We start from the raw sequence: 19,523 nt of genomic DNA on the forward strand, positions 1-19,523 counted from the left end.
GATTACTTGTTCTCCTCGGAATCAGCGGGGCGCGCAGCGCTTCGATCAAGGGCGGTGGCGGGCTCGGACCCACCCAGCAGCAGATAGAGCACCGCCATCCGGATGGAGACACCGTTGGCGACCTGCTCGACGGCCGTGCAGCGGTCGGAGTCGGCGACCTCGGCGGTGATCTCCATGCCGCGGACCATCGGGCCGGGGTGCATGACGATGGCGTGCTCCGGCATCCTCGCCATGCGATCGCCGTCCAGGCCGTAGCGGCGGGAGTACTCGCGCTCGGTCGGGAAGTACGCGGCGTTCATCCGTTCGCGCTGCACACGCAGCATCATCACCGCGTCGGACTTCGGCAGCACCTCGTCGAGGCTGTAGCTGACCTCGCAGGGCCACTGCTCCACGCCCACCGGCACGAGGGTCGGCGGGGCCACCAGGGTGACATGGGCGCCGAGCGTGTGCAGCAGGTGGACATTGGAGCGGGCGACCCGGCTGTGCAGGATGTCGCCGACGATGGTGATCCGCCGTCCGTCCAGGTCCCGGCCCAGGCCGGCGTCGGCGCCGACCAGCCGGCGACGCATGGTGAACGCGTCGAGCAACGCCTGGGTGGGGTGCTCATGGGTGCCGTCACCGGCGTTGACGACGGCTCCGTCGATCCAGCCGGACGTCGCGAGGCGGTACGGGGCGCCGGAGGCACCGTGCCGGATGACGACGGCGTCGGCGCCCATCGCCTCCAGGGTCAGCGCGGTGTCCTTGAGCGACTCGCCCTTGGAGACCGACGAGCCCTTCGCGGAGAAGTTGATGACATCGGCGGAGAGGCGCTTGGCAGCGGCCTCGAAGGAGATGCGGGTGCGCGTCGAGTCCTCGAAGAAGAGGTTGACGACGGTACGGCCGCGCAGGGTCGGGAGTTTCTTGATCGGCCGGTCCGCTACCCGGGCCATCTCCTCGGCGGTGTCGAGGATCAGGACGGCGTCGTCGCGGGTGAGGTCGGCGGCCGAGATGAGGTGACGCTTCATCTGGGTGTTCTCCTGGAGAGTTCAGGCATGCGGGCGCGCGGAAGCTGTCGTACGACCGGTGCGTCGTACGGAACGGGTACAGCTACTGCTCGCCTGCCGGGACGGTCTGCTGGACACCGAGCAGTACGGCGTCACGGCCGTCCTCCTCGGCAAGCTGGACCTTGACCGTCTCCCGCAGCGACGTGGGGAGGTTCTTGCCGACGTAGTCGGCACGGATCGGGAGCTCGCGGTGGCCTCGGTCGACGAGGACCGCAAGCTGCACCGCGCGGGGCCGGCCGATGTCGCCGAGCGCGTCGAGCGCGGCGCGGATCGTGCGGCCGGAGAAGAGAACATCGTCCACCAGGACGACCAGGCGGCCCTCGATGCCCTCGCCGGGGATCTCGGTGCGGGCCAGGGCGCGCGCCGGGCGCAGCCGCAGGTCGTCGCGGTACATGGTGATGTCGAGGGAGCCGACCGGCATCTTCCGGCCGGTGATCTCCTGGAGCTTGTCGGCGAGCCGACGGGCGAGAAAGACACCTCGGGTCGGGATGCCGAGCAGGACCACGTCGTCGGCGCCCTTGGCGCGTTCGACGATTTCGTGGGCGATGCGGGTCAGTACTCGGGCAATGTCGGGAGCCTCCAGAACGGGGCGTGCCGCATTGCCGGTGGCTTCGTGCTGTGCGTCCATAAGAAACGGACCTCCTTCTCCGCCTCACTGGACGGACCTTAAAGGACGTCGAAATTGCGTCATCAACGTTACCAGGGCTTGTACCAGCCCCTGGTCGCACCCCCGGGAGGTGCCGGTCCGGACCATTCGGCTTGACGCATCCAAGTAACGCTGCGTAACCTCACAGTGAGTTACCAGACTTCGTCCGGGGAGCCTTATGTCCAGCGAATACGCAAAACAGCTCGGGGCCAAGCTCCGTGCCATCCGCACCCAGCAGGGCCTCTCCCTCCATGGCGTGGAGGAGAAGTCCCAGGGCCGCTGGAAGGCCGTCGTGGTCGGCTCGTACGAGCGTGGCGACCGCGCCGTCACCGTACAGCGCCTCGCCGAGCTGGCGGACTTCTACGGGGTCCCGGTGCAGGAGCTTCTGCCCGGTACGACGCCGGGCGGGGCCGCAGAACCGCCGCCGAAGCTCGTCCTGGACCTGGAGCGGCTTGCCCACGTCCCGCCGGAGAAGGCCGGACCGCTGCAGCGCTACGCCGCGACGATCCAGAGCCAGCGCGGTGACTACAACGGCAAGGTGCTCTCGATCCGCCAGGACGACCTGCGCACGCTGGCCGTGATCTACGACCAGTCGCCGTCCGTGCTCACGGAACAGCTGATCAGCTGGGGCGTTCTGGACGCGGACGCGCGTCGCGCCGTTGCCCACGAGGAAGGCTGACGTCCGGGGCTGAAGCCCCGGCCAGCAGAAACGTACCGCCGGGTTGCCGGGCGCCTTTTCGGGCCCGGCAACCCGGTGTTTTTTTCTGCCCCGGTCCGGGGTGCGGGGCCCGCCGCGGGGGGCTGTGCGGGGCCCGCCGCGGGGGGCGGTGCGGGGCTCTCCGCAGGGGGCGGTGCGGTTCTCGTACCCGGGTCCGGGGTGCGGGGGCGGTGCGGTTTTCGCACCCGGGTCCGAGGGGACCGGTTCCGTCCTCAATCGCCGGACGGGCTGGATTTTCGGCGCCGTGTCCCGGGGGCGCCGACGCCCCTGCCCGGTGGGGGTGGGCGGGGCCCCTCCGGGGCGTCTCCTCAGGACTGGCGCGGAAGCCCGCAACGCGGACGAACCCGGCACCTACGCCAGCCCCTGCGGGGACTCCCCTGCACGGCCCCACCCAGGCATCACCCGCGCCCGCGACCTGGTGGAACGCATGGCCGCTGACGCGCGACGGCCGGTCCGGGGTCGTGCAGGGGAGTCCCCGCAGGACGACGGACAAAGACCCGGGCTCCCCCGCGTACCCGCTGAACGTTCGTCGCCCGAGGAGACACCCCGGAGGGGCCCCGGACCACCACCCACCAGGGCAGGCGACCGTGCCACCAGGGCCCAGACGCACCCATCAAGCCCGTCCGGCGATTGAGGACGGAACCGGCCACCCCGGACCGGGGCACCGCCCCGCCCAGGGGCCCCGCACCACGCCGAAGGGCCCACGGTCACCGACCGTGGGCCCTTCGTGGGCTGAACGCCGCCGCAGCCTACGCCTCGCGGCGAAGGTTCGGCTTGAGGTCCTTGAACCGGGCGAGCAGCCCGTTCACAAAGGCTGGGGAGTCATCCGTGGAGAACTCCTTGGCAAGCTGCACCGCCTCGTCGATGACCACCGCGTCCGGCGTACCGTCCACCCAGATCAGCTCGTACGCACCGAGCCGCAGGATGTTCCGGTCGACGACCGGCATGCGGTCGATCTCCCAGTCCACGGCGTAGGTGACGATGAGCTCGTCGATCCGGTCGGCGTACTGCGCGTACCCCTCGACGAGCTCCATCGTGTACTCGGTGACCGGCGGCTGACGGGTGTCGGACCGCGAGTGCCGGACCCAGTCCGCGAGGACCGTCTGCACGGACTCACCGCGCTGGTCGGCCTCGAAGAGAATCTGGAAGGCGCGCTTGCGGGCCGTGTTCCGGGCAGCCACGGTTAGCTGTTCACCCGGCCGAGGTAGTCGCCCGTGCGGGTGTCGACCTTGATCTTCTCACCGGTGGTGATGAAGAGCGGGACGCCGATCTCGTAACCGGTCTCCAGCGTGGCGGGCTTGGTGCCACCGGTGGAGCGGTCACCCTGCACGCCGGGGTCGGTGTGCTGGATGGTCAGCTCGACGGCGGCCGGCAGCTCGACGTAGAGCACCTCGCCCTCGTGCTGGGCCACGGAGGCCGTGAAGCCCTCGATGAGGAAGTTGGCGGCGTCGCCGACAGCCTTGCGGTCGACCATCAGCTGGTCGTACGTGTCCATGTCCATGAAGACGAAGTACTCGCCGTCCATGTACGAGAACTGCATGTCGCGGCGGTCAATGGTGGCCGTCTCGACCTTCACGCCGGCGTTGAACGTCTTGTCGACGACCTTGCCGGAGAGCACGTTCTTGAGCTTGGTGCGCACGAAAGCCGGGCCCTTGCCGGGCTTGACGTGCTGGAACTCGACGACGGACCAGAGCTGGCCTCCGTCGAGCTTGAGCACCAGGCCGTTCTTGAGGTCGTTCGTGGAAGCCACGGTTGCGGAATCTCCTGGACTGAAGCTGGTGGACGGCCAAGGATGCGCGCTAGAGCGCGAGCAGCTCCTTGGTCGTAATGGTGAGTAGCTCGGGTCCGCCGTCCGCCTCGGGGCGCACGACGAGCGTGTCATCGATCCGGACCCCGCCCCGGCCCGGGAGGTGGACCCCCGGTTCGACGGTGACCGGCACACAAGCGTCCAGTTTACCCATGGCTGCCGGTGCCAGCTGCGGGTCCTCGTCGATTTCGAGTCCCACACCGTGCCCGGTCCAGGGTGCGAGGCACTCTCCGTGGCCTGCGGAGTCCAGGAGATGCCGGGCCGCGCGGTCCACATCGCGGTATGCCGCGCCCGGCACGAGAGCCTCGCGTCCGGCCCGCTGAGCGGCGAAAACCAGGTCGTACAGATCGATCTGCCAGGCGGCCGGCGCGGTCCCGATGACAAATGTACGGCCGATCTCGCACCGGTAGCCACGATAGTTCGCGCCGAGACAGACGGAGAGGAAATCTCCCTCCTCCACGCGCCGGTCCGAGGGCCGGTGGCGGCCCTGACCCGAGTTGGGTCCGGTGGCGACCGAGGTGGCGAAGGCGGGGCCGTCGGCGCCGTGGTCCACCAGCCGCCGTTCCAGTTCCAGGGCGAGGTGCCGTTCGGTGCGGCCGACCAGAATCGATTCGAGGAGTTCGCCGAGAGCCTGGTCGGTGATCTCGGCGGCGATCCGCAGACAGGCGATCTCCTCCTCGTCCTTGACGATGCGCAGCTGCTCGACCGTGGTGCCGAGATCGGTCAGCCGTAGCCGCGGGGCCACCGAGCCCATGGCTCGGTGGCGGGAGACCGTCAGATCGTGTTCCTCGACGGCCAGCGATTCCGCGCCGGAGGTGGTGGCCAGCTCGGCTGCAGCAACCGCCGGGTCTTCGCCGCCGGAGGGGGGCAACAGGACCAGCCGCAGCTCGTCGTCGGTGTGCCCGTGGTCGGGTTCGCCGGTCGGCGCGCGCGGGCAGAGCAGAACGTCCTCGTCGGGGCCGAGCAGCAGCACGGCACCCGGGGGCGCTCCGCCCGCGAGATAGCGGACGTTGGCGGGGCGGGAGACCAGGACGGCCGCGGATCCGACGGCGGCGCACCGGTCGCGGAGGAGCCCGCGCCGGACGGCGTACACCTCTGACATGCCACGAGCCTACGAGCGGGGGCGCCGGTCCGCCCGGTCAGCGCATCCGACCGGGGGGCGGCCGGCCGCCACCGGACCGGAGACCGGGGCCGGCCTGCCGTCACCAGGCCGGCGGACTGGCTATCGAGCGGGCGAGTATGTCGTCGAGGACGCGAGCCGTGGTCTCCACGTCGTACGTCGAGTTGTCGATGATCGGCAGCCCCGAGCCGTACCAGCCCGCCATCCGTCCGTGGATCCGGGCGACCTCCTCGTCCGAGAGGCGGCGGTTGCCACTGCGGGCGGCATTGCGCTCCAGCACGACCTCCAGGCCGGGCAGGAGCACCACGGGCAGAAGCCCCGGCCCCACATGACGCTTCCAGCCGCCCAGGCCCACGACGGGGCGGTCCGGGAAGACCGCGTCGTCGAGGATGCAGGAGATCCCGTTGGCCAGGAAATTACGGGCGGCGAAGCCGCAGGTGCGACGGGCCAGGCGGTACTGGGCCTCCGAGTGGTCGTTCCACCCGGTCTGCGGGTCGGCGAAGCCGGAGCGGACCCATTCGCGGACGTCGTCGAGGCTGACGTGGGCGGTGGGAACGCGGCGGCGGCTGGCCCACAGTTTGGCCACGGTCGTCTTGCCCGCGCCCGCGGGGCCGATCAGGAGGACGGCGAGCGTCGCCGTGCCCGTGCCGGGCTCGGCGGGTGGTGCGGGCAGCGGCACGGGGCCGCCGGGCGGCAGCTGGATGTGCCCGGTGGTCTCCCGGGACACGGGCGCCGGGGCGTGGTGCGGGGCGGGGCCCGTCCAGCCGGGGCCCTGGGGCGCGGGAGGAGGAGGTGGCGGCGGCCCCGGCGGACCGGGGCGGCCGGGGTGCTGGGCCTGGTGCGTCCAGCCGGCAGGTCCGTTTCCGGGTCCTTGGGGCGGCGGCAGCGGGGCCCCCACTGCATGCTGCATCCGGTGCCACTCCGTCTCGTACAGGCAACTGGCGCTGGTGGAACGGCAACCGTACCTCCCCCGGCCACCGCTGGGAGGTGCCCCCTCCCGGCCGTCACACAGGGAACGGTCGGGGACGGTCCGGAGTGCCCCGTCGGCCGGTCTTCCGGCCGACGGGGCCCGTGTCAGTCCGTCAGTTCGTCGGCGAGGGCGCGCAGGGCGAGCCGGTAGGAGCCGATACCGAATCCGGCCACGGTGCCCGTGGCGACCGGCGCGACGACGGAGGTGTGGCGGAATTCCTCCCGTGCGTATGGGTTCGAGATGTGCACCTCGATGAGCGGGGCGGTGCGCTGAGCGGCCGCGTCCCGCATTCCGTACGAGTAATGGGTGAAAGCCCCCGGGTTGAGAACGACCGGAATTGACCCGTCCGCGGCCTCGTGCAGCCAGCGGATCAGCTCGCCCTCGTCGTTGGTCTCCCGGACGTCGACGTCGAAGCCGAGCTCCTTGCCGAGCGTCCGGCAGGTTTCGACGAGTCCGGCGTACGACGTCGCGCCGTACACATCGGGCTCACGGGAGCCGAGCCGACCGAGGTTCGGCCCGTTGAGCACGAAGACCCGGCGGGTCACGCCGACACCTCCCCGTACGCCGCGAGCAGCACCGCCGGGTCGGGTCCCTCCAGGACGGTGGGCTTGCCCAGGCCGTCGAGGACGATGAAGCGCAGCAGGTCGCCGCGGGACTTCTTGTCGATCTTCATGTTCTCCAGCAGCTTGGGCCACTGGTCGCCGCGGTAGGTGAGCGGCAGTCCGACGGACTCCAGGACGGTGCGGTGCCGGTCGGCGGTGGCGTCGTCGAGGCGCCCGGCCAGTCGGCCCAGCTCGGCGGCGAAGACCATCCCGATGGAGACGGCCGCGCCGTGGCGCCACTTGTAGCGCTCGTTCTTCTCGATGGCGTGGCCGAGGGTGTGACCGTAGTTGAGGATCTCGCGCAGCCCGGACTCCTTCAGGTCGCTGGAGACGACCTCGGCCTTGACCCGGATGGAACGCTCGATCAGCTCGGCGGTGTGCGGTCCGGCGGGCGTACGGGCGCCTTCCGGGTCCGACTCGATCAGGTCGAGGATCGCGGGGTCGGCGATGAAACCGGCCTTGATGACCTCGGCCATGCCGCTGACGTAGTCGTGCACGGGCAGCGAGTCGAGGGCGGCGAGGTCGCAGAGCACCCCGGCCGGCGGGTGGAAGGCGCCGACGAGGTTCTTGCCCTCGGCAGTGTTGATCCCGGTCTTGCCGCCGACGGCCGCGTCGACCATGGCGAGCACGGTCGTCGGTACGGCGATCCAGTGCACCCCGCGCAGCCACGTCGCCGCGACGAACCCGGCCACATCGGTGGTGGCTCCGCCGCCGACGCCGACGATGACGTCGGTGCGGGTGAAGCCGGTCTGGCCGAGCGCCTTCCAGCAGTACGCCGCGACCTCGACGGTCTTGGCCTCCTCGGCGTTCGGCAGCTGGATCGCGATGGCCTCGTAGCCCTGCTCGGCGAGGTCCTGACGGACCGCCTCGCCGGTCTCGGCGAGCGCCTCGGGGTGCAGGACCGCGACCCGCCGGGCGCGGTCACCGATCAGCGAGGGCAGCTCACCGAGCAGCTGCCGGCCGACCAGCACCTCGTACGGGTCGGTGCCCGCGCTCCCGGCGATCTGGATGCGTGTGGGTCCCTGGTCCGTCATGCGTGTGTTCTCCCGGCCGGGCGCCGCGGGGTCGCCCGCGCTCTCCGGCAGTTCCAGTGCGTCGAGGACCGCCTGGGCGACCTCTTCGGGTGTGCGCTCGTCGGTGGCGACGGTCGCCCTGGCCACCTCGGTGTAGAGATGGCGGCGGGCGTCCATCAGCTCGCGCCACTGCCGGCGCGGGTTGACGGCGAGCAGCGGGCGCGCGGTGTTCAGCCCGACCCGCTTGACGGCCTCTTCGACATCCATCGAGAGGTAGACGACCGCGTGGTCGGCGAGCAGGGTGCGGGTCGTCTCGTCGAGCACGGCTCCGCCGCCGAGCGAGAGGACGCCGGTGTGCTCGGCGACGGCGGTGCGTACCGCCTGCCGTTCCAACTCGCGGAAGTGCTCCTCGCCCTCGTCGTAGAAGATCTCCGAGATCGGCTTGCCCGCCGTGGCCACGACATCCGCGTCGGTGTCCCGGTAGGTGGTGCCGAGCCGGTCGGCGAGCAGCTCACCGACCGTGGACTTGCCGACGCCCATCGGGCCGACGAGGACGATCAGCGGGCCGCTCATCGGATCTGGAGGTGGTCGACGTACGACTGCACGTTGCGCTGGGTCTCGGGGACGCTGTCCCCGCCGAACTTCTCCGCCACGGCGTCGGCCAGAACCAGCGCGACCATCGCCTCGGCGACGATGCCGGCGGCCGGCACAGCGCAGACATCGGAGCGCTGGTGGTGCGCCTTGGCCGGCTCACCGGTGACGACGTCGACGGTGGCGAGCGCGCGGGGCACGGTCGCGATGGGCTTCATCGCCGCGCGGACCCGCAGCAGCTCGCCGGTGGTGAGACCGCCCTCGGTACCACCGGAGCGGCCGGAGGCGCGCTTGATGCCGTCCTCGGTGACCAGGATCTCGTCGTGCGCCTTCGAGCCGGGAACCCGGGCCAGGTCGAAGCCGTCTCCGACCTCGACACCCTTGATCGCCTGAATGCCCATCAGCGCTGCGGCGAGGCGCGCGTCGAGACGGCGGTCCCAGTGCACGTGCGAGCCGAGGCCGACCGGCACTCCGTACGCGAGCACCTCGACGACACCGCCCAAGGTGTCGCCGTCCTTGTGGGCCTGGTCGATCTCGGCGACCATTTCCTTGCTCGCGGCGGCGTCGAGGCAGCGCACCGGGTCGGCGTCGAGCTTCTCGACGTCGGCGGGCGTGGGGTAGACGCCGTACGGCGCCTTGGCCGCGGCCAGCTCGACGACATGGCTGACGATCTCGATGCCCGCGGTCTCCTTGAGGTACGACCGCGCGACGGCGCCGAGCGCCACCCGGGCCGCGGTCTCCCGGGCGCTGGCGCGCTCCAGGATCGGCCGGGCCTCGTCGAAGCCGTACTTCTGCATGCCCGCGAGGTCGGCGTGGCCGGGCCGGGGACGGGTCAGCGGGGCGTTACGAGCCAGGGTGGCGAGCTCGTCGGGGTCGACCGGGTCGGCCGACATGACCTGCTCCCACTTGGGCCATTCGGTGTTGCCCACCATCACGGCGACCGGGGACCCCATGGTCAGACCGTGGCGTACTCCACCCAGGAAGGTGACCTCGTCCTTCTCGAACTTCATCCGTGCGCCGCGGCCATAGCCGAGCCGCCGCCGGGCGAGTGCGTCCGCCACCATCTCCGTGGTGATCGGGACGCCGGCGGGAAGACCCTCCAGCGTCGCCACGAGTGCGGGGCCGTGCGACTCCCCCGCGGTCAGCCAGCGCAACCTGCTCAACGGTGCTCCTCATGCTCGCGCCTGGAACTGCAACGGCGCGACCGGGTGCGCGGCCCTGGCCCGCCACCCTCGATCCTCCCACGCCCGGGCCCCCGAACCGGCCGCCGGTCCAGCAGACGGACGGATCGGGGCACGTGACCGGTGTGGTCAGCGGGCGGCGAGTGCCTCTTCGCCGGCCTCCCGCATGGTTGCGAGCGGGGCGGTCGAGCGGCCCGTCATCTGCTCGACCTGCAGAACGGCCTGGTGCACCAGAAGGTCGAGACCTCCGATGACTACGCCGCTCCGGGACGACCAGGCGGCCGCGAGTCCGGTCGGCCAGGGCTCGTACAGCACATCGAAGAGCGTGCCGGGAGCGTCCGGTACCGCACCGGCCAGCGCGTCCGTGGTTCCGGCGGGCGTGGTCGCGATCACCAGGGGTGCGCGCAGCGCTTGCCCCGCATCCGCCCAGTCGGCGATCCGGACGTCGACGCCGAGGCGTTCGCCCCATCCGCGCATCTCGTCGCCGCGTTCCCGGCTGCGTACGTAGGCCGTGACCGGCCCGGTGCACATCGCCGCGAGGGCGGCAACAGCCGAGGAAGCGGTGGCTCCGGCGCCGAGGACGGCGGCGGACTCCACCTTTTCCACGCCTCGCTCGCGTAGAGCCGCGATCATGCCGGGGATGTCGGTGTTGTCGCCGACGCGACGGCCGTCCTCGGTGAACACGACCGTGTTCACGGCCTCGACCGCGGAGGCCGTCTCGCTGATGGAGTCCAGCAGCGGGATGATCGCGCGCTTCAGCGGCATGGTCAGCGAGAGTCCGGCCCAGGAGGAGTCCAGTCCCTCGATGAAGCCGGGCAGCGCCTGCTCGTCGATCTCGAACCGGTCGTAGGACCAGTCGGTGAGACCGAGCTCGGCGTACGCGGCCCGGTGCAGGACCGGGGAGAGCGAGTGGGCGATCGGCGAGCCGAGGACGGCTGCCCTGTGCGCGTGGGTCACTGGCCCGACTTCTTCCGTTCTGCCTCGTATTTGGCCACGTTCTTGTTGTGTTCGGCATTGGTCACGGAGAACAGGGTTTTATCCTCCGTCACCGACACGAAATAGAACCACGGTCCGGGCGTCGGGTTCATGGCGGAGTGCAGAGCGGCACTGCCGGGGTTGTTGATCGGCCCAGGTGGCAGGCCGTGGATGTAATACGTGTTGTACGGCTCCTTCCACTGGCGCAGATCCTTCACCGTTCCGATGTCCAGGGTGCTCTGGCTCTTCGCATAGTTCACGGTCGAGTCGAAGTCCAGCAGACCATTCGTCTCGACGTTGCCCGGCTTCAGACGGTTGTAGACGACCCGGGCGACCTTGTCGAAGTCATGCTTGTACTTGCCCTCGGCCTGAACGAGGCTGGCGACCGTCATCAGCTGCCAGGGGTCCTTGAGGCCCAACTTCTTGGCGCTCGCCTCGAGGTCGACCTTCTTGTATTCCTCGTTGGCACGGGTGACCATCTGCTTGAGGACGGCCTCCGGCTTCATCCCCTTGGCAGCCGGATAGGTCGCTGGGTAGAGGAAGCCCTCCAGTGGGTCCTTGAGTTCCGGGTGGTTCTTGGCCCATTGCGGGAGCCCGAGGCTGCCCGCTTGTTTCTTGGCGACATCGCCGGTGGTGCCTGCCTTGAGGCCGAGCTTCTTGTCGATCAGCGTGTAGACCTGGGCGTTGCGCCAGCCCTCCGGGACCGTCAGCGCATTCTGGCTCTTCGGGTCGAGCATCATCTTCACGGCCTCGGCCGCGGACATCTCCTTGTGCAGGAGATAGACCCCCGCCTGGATCGACTTCCCCTTGGGGTTCTCGGCCTGCGCGGCGATGAACGCGTCGACGCTCTTGACGACGCCCTTCGCCTTCAGGATGCCGCCGATCTCGTTGCCGAGGGCGTTTTTCGGGATCTCCACCTCGACGCTGCCGGAGCCCTGGCCCGAGTAGTCGGGTGCCGCGCCGAATTTGCTCTGCCAGTACGTGTAGCCGACGTAGCCCGCCCCGCCGACACCTCCGGCGAGGACCACGGCGACGACGAGGCAGGCACAACCGCTGCGGTTCTTCTTCTTGCCCTTGCCGCGGCGTTCGCTTCCGCCGCGACCACCGTCCCTGCGCGGATCGTCGTCGTACTCGTCATCGTCGTCCCGGGCGTCCAGGCCGTCGCTGTCGTCGTCGGCGCCCGTGAAGAAGGGGTGTGTCTCCTCCTGGGGTACGTCCGGGTCCCAGTCGGGGTTCTGCGGAGGCGCCTGTGCGGGCGGGGCCTGTTCGGGCGCGGCCTCGCGTCGGCCCGGGGGCTGCGGCGGCGGGTACGCCTCGGAAGTGCCGTAGTAGTCGTGCGATTCGCCGTAGCCGTTCGTCCCGTTCCCGTACGGATCGTTCGGAGAGGCGCCGTACGGCATCGCGGCCTGCTGGCCGGTGTCCCAGCCACCGTTGTACTGCGGCTGGGGGGCCTGCTGCGTGTATGGGCCGTGCTGCTGCGGCTGCTGTGGCTGCTGGGCGTACGGGTCGGGCTGCTGCGGCTGCTGTGGCTGCTGGGCATAGGGGCCCTGCGCGTACGGGTCCTGCGAGGCACCGTACTGCTGGTGCTGCTGGTGCTGGGGGTATGCCTGCTGCGGCTGCTGGGCATAGGGGCCCTGCGGGTAGGGCTGCTGCGGGCCGCCGTACTGGCTCTGGCCGTGGGCAGCCTGTTGGCCTCTCCATCCCTGGTCCCCGTACAGAGGATCCTCGGGATGCCACGGTTCGGAGCCGGGGCCCCGGCCATACTCAGTCATCGATCCCCTAGAGCCGCGAGACGAACGTCCGCCTCTTTGCTGTGCGGTGTTTGTTCGAACACCGCCGCACCGCGCGGAACGTTACCGTATCGCGATCAGACAACCACTTCGACGCCCTCCCCCGGAGCTTGACCCGACGCCCGTTCCGACTCCAGAGCGTTCTGGAGGATCACCACAGCGGCAACCTGGTCGATGACAGACCGGCCCTTCTTGGACTTCACGCCCGAGGCACGCAGTCCCTGACTCGCCGTCACTGTGGTCATCCTCTCGTCCACCAACCGCACCGGAATGGGTGCGACCGAGCGGGCGACCTCCTGGGCGAAGAGCCGGACCTTGGCCGCTGCGGGCCCTTCACCGCCGCCCAGAGACCTCGGCAGGCCGATGATGATCTCGATCGGCTCGTACTCCTCGACGATCTGCCCCAGCCGCCGGTGGGCGGCCGGGACGTCACGTCCCGGCACGGTCTCCACCGGCGTGGCAAGGATCCCGTCGGGGTCGCACGAGGCGACCCCGATCCGGGCGTCCCCGACGTCGATCGCGAGACGACGTCCGCGGCGCATCTGCGTCACTCCCGCCGTCACGCCGTCTCGGCGACGAGGCGTTCGACCGCGGCAATGGCGTCGCCGATGGCGGCCGGGTTCTGGCCGCCGCCCTGGGCGACGTCCGGCTTGCCGCCGCCTCCGCCGCCGAGGGTCTTGGCGGCCGTGCGGACCAGGTCGCCGGCCTTGAGTCCGCGCTCGCGGGCGGCCTCGTTGGTGGCGATGACGGTCAGCGGGCGGCCATTGGCCGTGGTGAACAGGGCCACGACAGCAGAGCGGCCGCCCTGGATGCGCCCCCGGACGTCGAGGACCAGCTTGCGCAGGTCGTCGGCCGAGGTGCCGTCCGGCACCTGACCGGTGACGACGGCGACACCTCGGACGTCCTTGGCGGACTCGACGAGCCCGGCGGCGGCCTGCAGGACCTTCTCCGCGCGGAACTTCTCGATCTCCTTCTCGGCGTCCTTCAGCTTGCCGAGCATGGCGGAGACCTTCTCCGGGAGCTCCTCGGGGCGACCCTTGACCAGCTCCTGGAGCTGGGCGACGACCGTGTGCTCCTTGGCGAGGAAGTTGTACGCGTCGACACCCACGAGGGCCTCGATACGGCGCACACCGGAACCGATGGACGATTCACCCAGCAGCTTCACCAGACCCAGCTGGGCGGTGTTGTGGACGTGCGTACCGCCGCACAGCTCCTTCGAGAAGTCGCCGATGGTGACGACGCGGACCCGCTCGCCGTACTTCTCGCCGAACTCGGCGATGGCGCCCTGCTTCTTGGCCTCGTCGATGGACATCACCTCGGCCTGGACGTCGAGCTCCCGGGAGAGGACCTCGTTGATCTTCTGCTCGACGTCGGTGAGGACCGTGCCGGGGACGGCGGCGGGCGAACCGAAGTCGAAGCGGAAGCGGCCCGGGGAGTTCTCCGAACCGGCCTGGGCGGCCGTCGGGCCCAGCGCGTCGCGCAGCGCCTGGTGCGTGAGGTGCGTGGCGCTGTGGGCGCGGGCGATGGCGCGGCGACGGGTGTTGTCGATGGCGGCGTAGGCGGAGGCGCCGACCGTGACCTCGCCGACCTGGACCGTCCCCTTGTGGACGGAGACGCCCGGGACGGGCTGCTGGACGTCGCGCACCTGGATGACGGCACCGGAGTCGAGCCGGATCCGGCCCTGGTCGGCGAGCTGGCCACCGCCCTCGGCATAGAACGGGGTGCGGTCGAGGACGACCTCGACGTCGTCGCCCTCCGTGGCGGCGGGTGAGGGGACACCGTCGACGAGGAGGCCGACGACGGTCGACTCGCCCTCGGTGGAGGTGTACCCGGTGAACTCGGTGGTGCCGGAGTTGTCGGCCACCTCGCGGTAGGCGGACAGGTCGGCGTGGCCGGTCTTCTTGGCCTTGGCGTCGGCCTTGGCCCGGTCCCGCTGTTCCTTCATCAGGCGGCGGAAGCCGTCCTCGTCCACGGCGAGGCCCTGCTCGGCGGCCATCTCCAGGGTGAGGTCGATCGGGAAGCCCCAGGTGTCGTGGAGCAGGAAGGCCTTGTCGCCGGCGAGGACCTTGCCGCCGGCGGCCTTGGTCTCGGTGACGGCGGTGTCGAGGATGTTGGTGCCGCCCTTGAGGGCCTTCAGGAAGGCGGCCTCTTCGGCGAGGGCGACGGTCTCGATGCGCTTGCGGTCGGTGATCAGCTCCGGGTACTGCTGGCCCATCGACGCGATGACCGTGTCGACGAGCTCGGCGACGACCGGGCCGGTCGCGCCGAGGAGGCGCATGTTGCGGACGGCGCGGCGCATGATGCGGCGCAGCACGTAGCCGCGGCCCTCGTTGCCGGGGGTGACGCCGTCGCCGATGAGCATGACGGACGTACGCATGTGGTCGGTGACGACCCGGAGGGAGACGTCCGAGGTGTGGTTGTCGCCGTAGCGCACCCCGGTCAGCTCGGTGGCCTTCTCGATGACGGCCATCGAGGTGTCGATCTCGTACAGGTTCTGCACGTCCTGCAGGATCATCGCGAGGCGTTCGAGGCCGAGGCCGGTGTCGATGTTCTTGGACGGCAGGTCGCCGAGGATCGGGAAGTCCTCCTTGCCGTCGCCCGCACCCCGCTCGTACTGCATGAAGACCAGGTTCCAGATCTCCACGTACCGCTCGTCGTTGACCGCCGGGCCGCCCTCGACGCCGAACTCGGGGCCGCGGTCGTAGTTGATCTCGGAGCAGGGGCCGCACGGGCCGGGGACGCCCATGGACCAGAAGTTGTCCTTCTTGCCCAGGCGCTGGATGCGCTCGGCCGGGACGCCGATCTTGTCGCGCCAGATGGCCTCGGCCTCGTCGTCGTCGAGGTAGACCGTGATCCACAGCCGCTCGGGGTCGAGACCGAAGCCACCGTCCGCCACGGAGGTGGTGAGAGCCTCCCAGGCGTAGCTGATGGCGCCTTCCTTGAAGTAGTCGCCGAAGGAGAAGTTGCCGCACATCTGGAAAAAGGTGCCGTGCCGGGTGGTCTTGCCGACCTCTTCGATGTCCGGCGTACGCACACACTTCTGCACGCTGGTGACGCGCGGGGCAGGCGGCTTGACCTCGCCGAGGAAGTACGGCTTGAAGGGGACCATGCCCGCGGGGACCAACAGCAGAGTCGGGTCGTCCGCGATGAGCGACGCCGAAGGCACGACGGTGTGCCCGCGCTCCTCGAAGAAGCTCAGCCAGCGGCGACGAATTTCAGCCGACTCCATCAGTGGTCCTCATTCCGGTTGTACGAGTTGTAGGGGAGTTTGCGGTAGGCGGTGGCGTCGACGGCCCGGGCGGGCTCGGCCGCCTCGACCGCGAAGTGACGCTGCAGGGGGAGTTCGGGGTCGACCGGCGCCTCGAGGCCCAGCGCCTCGCCCAGTTCGGCCTCGCGCCGGACCATGCCGTCGCGGACGTCGAGAGCGAAGTCCTTGAGCTTGTGACCGCTCTCGATCGCCTTGTCGGCGGCGCGCGCCGCGAGGCTCTCGGGGGTCAGCTGCTTGAGCTTCCGGTTGACCTTGGTGGTGGCCCAGACGCCGGCGGCTGCGCCGGCGGTGAACCAGAACGTACGGCGGAACATCGCTGCGTCAGTCCTTCGATCCGCGGGAGCTTCTGCCGCCCCGCTTCTTGGCCCGCGCGGACGGCACCGTGCGGCCGACGATCACCGTGCGCCGGGATGCCCGGCGGGCCGGCTCGGCCTCCGGAGCGGTCCGGCGGCCGATGGCCTGCCGCACCCCGTAACCGAAGGCGGCGACCTTGACCAGCGGTCCGCCGAAGGTCGATGCGACAGTCGTGGAGAGCGCAGAGGCGTTGGAGGTGACCTCCTGGACATCCGTCGCGATCGCGTCGACCTTGTCGAGCTGCGTCTGCGCGGAGCGCACGGTCGCGGACGCGTCGGCGAGCAGCGGAACGGCCTGCTCGGTCACGTCCGCCACGAGTTTGGTGGTCGCCCTGAGCGTCTGGGCCAGCCTCACCAGGACGACGGCGAGGAACGAGACCAGGATCGCCCAGAAGACGGCCACCAGGATCCCGGCCACCTCTCCACCGGACACAGTGCACCGCTCTCTGGCTTGTCGAATCGTCGTCTCCCGACCCTATCGCGCCGGGGGCCACGCCCCCTACCGCATTACTGGTGGGCGGCGCGGTAGTTGCACAAAGGAGATTGTACGGAGAGCTTTCGTGCCAGTACTCTGCGTGTTTCATGCGACGCTCTCAGCGCCTCTCTCCCGCCCCCGACGATCCGGGCCCGGGCACCGCGGCGCGCGGCAATCTTCCGGCGGAACTGAACAGTTTCGTGGGACGCGAGGCGGAGCTGGACGATCTCGGCAGGCTGCTGCGGAAGTCGCGGCTGGTCACCGTGGTCGGGGTCGGTGGCGTGGGGAAGACGCGTTGTGCCACCAGGGTTGCCGCCCTACTGGAGAAACGGTACTGCGACGGGGTCTGGCTCGTGGAGCTGTCCACCGTCCACGATCCGGAGCTGCTGGAACACGCGGTGATCGACGCGCTGGGACTCACCGATCACACCGGTCGGTCGCCCCGCACGACACTCCTCGAACATCTCGCCGAACGCCAACTCCTCCTGGTGTTGGACGGTTTCGAGCATCTCGTCGACACCTGTGCCGGACTCGTGCAGGAGTTGCTGCGCCGGGCGCCGCGGTTGCGGGTGCTGGCCACCGGGCGGCTGCCTCTGGAGCTGGACGGGGAGATCGGCTATCCGCTCGCGCCGATGGCCGACAAGGACGCGATGGAGCTGTTCGCCGACCGGGCGGCCGCGGTGCAGCCGAACTTCCGGCTGACCGAGGACACCCGCGGATCGGCGCGCGAGCTGTGCCGTCGCCTGGACGGGATCCCGCTCGCGCTGGAACTGGCCGCCGGACGGCTGCACGCCCTGTCCGCTGAGCAGGTGCTGCAACGGCTGGACGACCGCTTCCGGCTGCTGACCGGCGGCAGCCGCAGCGCGCCGGCGCGCCACCACACGCTCCGTACGGCCATCGGCTGGAGCCACGAACTGTGCGCGCCGGAGCAACGGCTGCTGTGGGCGCGGCTGTCCGTCTTCGCCGGGCAGTTCGATCTGGAAGCCGTCGAATACATCTGCAGCGGCCCCGACCTGCCGGCCGAGTCGGTACTGGACGTGCTCACGGCGCTGCTGGCGCAGTCCGTCGTCCTGCGTGAGGACTCGGCGGCGGGCACCCGCTACCGGATGCTGGACACGGTGCGCGAGTACGGCGCCGAGTGGCTGGCGGCGACCGGCGACTCGGACCGGTTACGGCGTCGCCACCGGGACTGGTTCCTGGGGCTGGCCACCTGGTGCGAGCTCGACTGGTTCAGCCCGCGCCAGGGCGAGGTGGCGGCCCGGGCCGAGAGCGAACTGCCCAATCTGCGCCGGGCGATGGAGTACTCGCTGGAGAGTCCGGACGAGATCCATCTCGCGCAGTACCTGGCAGGCACGCTCTGGTTCCTCTGGGTCGGCTGCGGGCGCCTCTCGGAGGGGCGGCACTGGCTGGCCCACGTGCTGGAGGAGGAGACGCCGTACGACGCCTCGCGGCTCAAGGCGCTGTGGGTGCTCGGGTACGTGGCGGTGCTGCAGGGCGACCCGATCGGTGCGATCGCCGCACTGCAGGAGTGCAGGGAGGAGGCGGACCGGGCCGGTGACGCGACGGCTCTGGCGTACGCGGTGCACCGCACGGGCTGTCTGGCCCTCGTCACGGACGACATGGTCCGCGCGGAGGAGCTGCTGCAGGACGCGCTGAATCGCTACCGGGAACTCGGCGAGCTGAACAGCAATGTGCTGATGGCACAGATCGAGCTGGCGATGGCGGTCGGATTCCGCGGGGATCTGGAGGCCGCTGCGGCGATCTGCGAGGAGGTCAGGGAGGTCTGCGAGGACCGCGGCGAGCGGTGGGCCCTCTCGTACGCGCTCTACGTGCTGGCCTATGCGGCGCTGCAACGGGGCCGGCCGGACCGCGCCCGGGAGCTGCTCAGGGAGTCCCTGGCGATCGGTCACGCCTTCCACGATCTGCTGGGATCCGTGCTCGCCATGGAGCTGCTGGCCCTGGTCACTGCGGTCGAGGGGGACGCGGCGGAGGCGGCGGTGCTGCAGGGGGCCGCCGAGCGGATCTGGCTGTCGGTGGGGCTGCCGCTGTTCGGTTCGGCGCACTACGGGAGGCCCCGGGCCCGGTGCGAGGAGCTGGCGCGGCAGGAGCTCGGCGACGCGCCGTACGAGTCGGGGCGGCGGGCGGGCGGCCGACTGGATCCGGACACGGCGGTGGCGAGGGCGCTGGCGGGCCGGGCCCTGGACCGGCCCGGGCCGCAGGGGCAGCGGCCGGGCCCCGTGCCCGCACCGGCCGGCAGAACGCGGAAGCCCGCCGCCTCCCCGAGATCGGGAAGGGGCGGGCCTGAGCGCTGGTGAGAGCGGCTACGCCTGGATCAGCGGGCGTAGTACTCGACGACGAGCTGCTCGTCGCAGATCACCGGGATCTCCTTGCGGTTCGGGTCCCGGTCCAGGCGGAAGGCCAGGGCCTTCAGGTTCACCTGCAGGTAGCGCGGGGTCTCGCCGTCGGTGGCGTAACCACCCTCGCGGGCCACCTGGAAGGGGTGCTTGTCGCGGCTGCGCTCGCGGACCATCACGATGTTGTCGGGACGGACGCGGAACGACGGCTTGTCGACCTTGCGGCCGTCGACCTCGATGTGGCCGTGCACGACCATCTGACGGGCCTGGTAGATCGTCCGGGCGATGCCCGAACGCAGGACCAGCGCGTCGAGACGGCGCTCGAGCTCGACGACGAGCGCCTCGCCCGTCTTGCCCTCGGCCTTCTTGGCGCGGTCGTACGCGCGCGCCATCTGGCGCTCGCTGATGTCGTACTGGGCGCGCAGACGCTGCTTCTCGAGCAGACGGACCTTGTAGTCCGAGTTCTGCTTGCGGCCACGGCCGTGCTCGCCCGGCGGGTAGGGGCGGGCCTCGAAGTACTTGACGGCCTTCGGCGTCAGGGCGATGCCGAGCGCACGGGACTTCTTGACCTTGGGACGCGACTGGTTAGGCACGTTCTCCAGACCTCCGTTGTGGGT

General features: G+C 70.4%; 18 protein-coding genes. 2 read left to right on the forward strand and 16 right to left on the reverse strand.

The annotated features are described in order from the left end of the window. Nucleotides 1-2: 2 nt before the first annotated feature. Together ACFU8W_RS12965 and pyrR are read right to left on the reverse strand one after the other, a co-directional pair. Nucleotides 3-1,004, reverse strand: coding sequence for an aspartate carbamoyltransferase catalytic subunit (locus ACFU8W_RS12965; protein ID WP_384035575.1), 1,002 nt, complete (start codon nucleotides 1,002-1,004; stop codon nucleotides 3-5). An 82-nt stretch (nucleotides 1,005-1,086) separates the two neighbouring features. Continuing rightward, nucleotides 1,087-1,671 carry a bifunctional pyr operon transcriptional regulator/uracil phosphoribosyltransferase PyrR gene (pyrR, locus tag ACFU8W_RS12970; protein ID WP_384035578.1) on the reverse strand — a complete coding sequence of 195 codons (585 nt, stop codon included), beginning with the start codon at nucleotides 1,669-1,671 and terminating at the stop codon, nucleotides 1,087-1,089. Between the two features lie 196 nt (nucleotides 1,672-1,867). Between pyrR and bldD the strand changes: the two genes are divergently transcribed. Then, nucleotides 1,868-2,368, forward strand: a complete 501-nt coding sequence (gene bldD / locus ACFU8W_RS12975; protein ID WP_014044812.1) for a transcriptional regulator BldD — start codon at nucleotides 1,868-1,870, stop codon at nucleotides 2,366-2,368. Between the two features lie 788 nt (nucleotides 2,369-3,156). On the opposite strand, the gene nusB is transcribed toward bldD, so the two are convergent. The 13 genes from nusB to ACFU8W_RS13040 all read right to left on the reverse strand — a co-directional run bounded on the left by nusB (nucleotide 3,157) and on the right by ACFU8W_RS13040 (nucleotide 16,495). Further along, complete coding sequence (gene nusB, locus ACFU8W_RS12980; RefSeq protein ID WP_345513201.1) at nucleotides 3,157-3,588, reverse strand: transcription antitermination factor NusB; 432 nt, start codon at nucleotides 3,586-3,588, stop codon at nucleotides 3,157-3,159. A gap of 2 nt (nucleotides 3,589-3,590) precedes the next feature. Further along, nucleotides 3,591-4,157: an elongation factor P gene (gene efp / locus ACFU8W_RS12985; RefSeq protein WP_030918902.1), complete on the reverse strand. Its 567-nt coding sequence runs from the start codon at nucleotides 4,155-4,157 to the stop codon at nucleotides 3,591-3,593. Nucleotides 4,158-4,206: 49 nt separating this feature from the next. Beyond that, complete coding sequence (locus ACFU8W_RS12990) at nucleotides 4,207-5,316, reverse strand: aminopeptidase P family protein (RefSeq protein ID WP_384035583.1); 1,110 nt, start codon at nucleotides 5,314-5,316, stop codon at nucleotides 4,207-4,209. A 100-nt stretch (nucleotides 5,317-5,416) separates the two neighbouring features. Further along, the gene (locus tag ACFU8W_RS12995) at nucleotides 5,417-6,244 is read right to left on the reverse strand and encodes a Pro-rich N-terminal domain-containing protein (protein WP_384035586.1); all 828 of its coding nucleotides are present in this window, start codon (nucleotides 6,242-6,244) and stop codon (nucleotides 5,417-5,419) included. Nucleotides 6,245-6,408: 164 nt separating this feature from the next. Continuing rightward, complete coding sequence (gene aroQ, locus ACFU8W_RS13000; RefSeq protein ID WP_266987952.1) at nucleotides 6,409-6,849, reverse strand: type II 3-dehydroquinate dehydratase; 441 nt, start codon at nucleotides 6,847-6,849, stop codon at nucleotides 6,409-6,411. Further along, entirely contained in the window at nucleotides 6,846-8,492 is a 1,647-nt protein-coding gene (gene aroB, locus ACFU8W_RS13005; RefSeq protein ID WP_384035589.1) for a 3-dehydroquinate synthase, read from the reverse strand. The genes aroQ and aroB overlap by 4 nt, the downstream gene beginning before the upstream one ends. After that, nucleotides 8,489-9,673 (reverse strand): chorismate synthase, encoded by a 1,185-nt coding sequence (aroC, locus tag ACFU8W_RS13010; RefSeq protein ID WP_384035592.1) that lies wholly within the window; start codon nucleotides 9,671-9,673, stop codon nucleotides 8,489-8,491. The genes aroB and aroC overlap by 4 nt, the downstream gene beginning before the upstream one ends. Before the next feature lie 147 nt (nucleotides 9,674-9,820). After that, nucleotides 9,821-10,648, reverse strand: coding sequence for a shikimate dehydrogenase (locus ACFU8W_RS13015; protein ID WP_384035595.1), 828 nt, complete (start codon nucleotides 10,646-10,648; stop codon nucleotides 9,821-9,823). Next, nucleotides 10,645-12,438, reverse strand: coding sequence for an endolytic transglycosylase MltG (gene mltG / locus ACFU8W_RS13020; RefSeq protein WP_384035598.1), 1,794 nt, complete (start codon nucleotides 12,436-12,438; stop codon nucleotides 10,645-10,647). Before mltG ends, ACFU8W_RS13015 begins: the two co-directional genes overlap by 4 nt. A gap of 95 nt (nucleotides 12,439-12,533) precedes the next feature. Then, nucleotides 12,534-13,019 (reverse strand): Holliday junction resolvase RuvX, encoded by a 486-nt coding sequence (gene ruvX / locus ACFU8W_RS13025; protein ID WP_384035601.1) that lies wholly within the window; start codon nucleotides 13,017-13,019, stop codon nucleotides 12,534-12,536. Next, nucleotides 13,016-15,685, reverse strand: a complete 2,670-nt coding sequence (alaS, locus tag ACFU8W_RS13030; RefSeq protein ID WP_384035604.1) for an alanine--tRNA ligase — start codon at nucleotides 15,683-15,685, stop codon at nucleotides 13,016-13,018. The genes ruvX and alaS overlap by 4 nt, the downstream gene beginning before the upstream one ends. Next, on the reverse strand, nucleotides 15,685-16,038 hold the full coding sequence (locus ACFU8W_RS13035) for a DUF6167 family protein (RefSeq protein WP_345513191.1): 354 nt from the start codon (nucleotides 16,036-16,038) through the stop codon (nucleotides 15,685-15,687). Before ACFU8W_RS13035 ends, alaS begins: the two co-directional genes overlap by 1 nt. 7 nt (nucleotides 16,039-16,045) lie before the next feature. Further along, entirely contained in the window at nucleotides 16,046-16,495 is a 450-nt protein-coding gene (locus tag ACFU8W_RS13040; RefSeq protein ID WP_345513249.1) for a DUF948 domain-containing protein, read from the reverse strand. A 164-nt stretch (nucleotides 16,496-16,659) separates the two neighbouring features. On the opposite strand from ACFU8W_RS13040, the gene ACFU8W_RS13045 reads away from it, so the two are divergent. After that, a complete protein-coding gene (locus ACFU8W_RS13045; RefSeq protein WP_384035608.1) occupies nucleotides 16,660-18,867 on the forward strand; it encodes an ATP-binding protein in 2,208 nt (735 codons plus the stop codon). Between the two features lie 17 nt (nucleotides 18,868-18,884). Here the strand turns inward: ACFU8W_RS13045 and rpsD are convergent, their stop codons facing one another. Beyond that, a complete protein-coding gene (gene rpsD / locus ACFU8W_RS13050; RefSeq protein ID WP_345513189.1) occupies nucleotides 18,885-19,499 on the reverse strand; it encodes a 30S ribosomal protein S4 in 615 nt (204 codons plus the stop codon). Between the last annotated feature and the right edge of the window lie 24 nt (nucleotides 19,500-19,523).

The sequence above is a fragment of the Streptomyces sp. NPDC057565 genome (assembly GCF_042801455.1).
GTDB lineage: Bacteria > Actinomycetota > Actinomycetes > Streptomycetales > Streptomycetaceae > Streptomyces > Streptomyces yanii.